Genomic DNA, 431 nt, shown 5'->3' with positions numbered 1-431 from the left:
CCCGCTGCATTCCGGCACACAGCAGGACGTCCGGCTTCGTCGCGCCATTATGGCACACCCGGGCGCGACCAACGCGGCCATCGCACAGGCGGCCGGATGCAGCGAACGCGCCGTGCGTCGGCGCCGCGCAGCCATGCGGGCGGCCGGTCTGAACCCGCCGCCGGCAGCGCCGATGCACCGCATGACGGAGACGCCCTCATGACCCGGCCCACCCTGGCCCACCACCTGGTCGCGCTGAACGCCAGCGCCGACACCGTGCCCTCTGACATCCACCTGTTGCCGTTCCAGCGCGATTGGGCCGTCGCACTCTGCCGCGCGGACAAGGACGCCCTTGACACCTTCGTTGCCGAGGTAGCGCCGCAGACACAGGCGTTGTTCAAGACGCTCACGACTCCGCAGGTCACCGGCCCGGCACGGCGCGGCGATACCGT

Annotated in this window: 2 protein-coding genes; both read left to right on the top strand. The window is 71.2% G+C overall.

All coding sequences use genetic code 11. From position 1 onward, the window contains the following. Nucleotides 1–202: hypothetical protein (locus GHC57_RS19705; protein ID WP_211369264.1), on the top strand; the 202-nt coding region annotated here is incomplete at its 5' end. Then, nucleotides 199–431: hypothetical protein (locus GHC57_RS19205; protein WP_153347279.1), on the top strand; the 233-nt coding region annotated here is incomplete at its 3' end. The genes GHC57_RS19705 and GHC57_RS19205, both read left to right, overlap by 4 nt.

Origin of the sequence: Roseospira navarrensis, assembly GCF_009601025.1 — a bacterium.
Classification (GTDB): domain Bacteria; phylum Pseudomonadota; class Alphaproteobacteria; order Rhodospirillales; family Rhodospirillaceae; genus Rhodospira; species Rhodospira navarrensis.
This window is presented reverse-complemented; position numbering and strand designations above follow the sequence as displayed.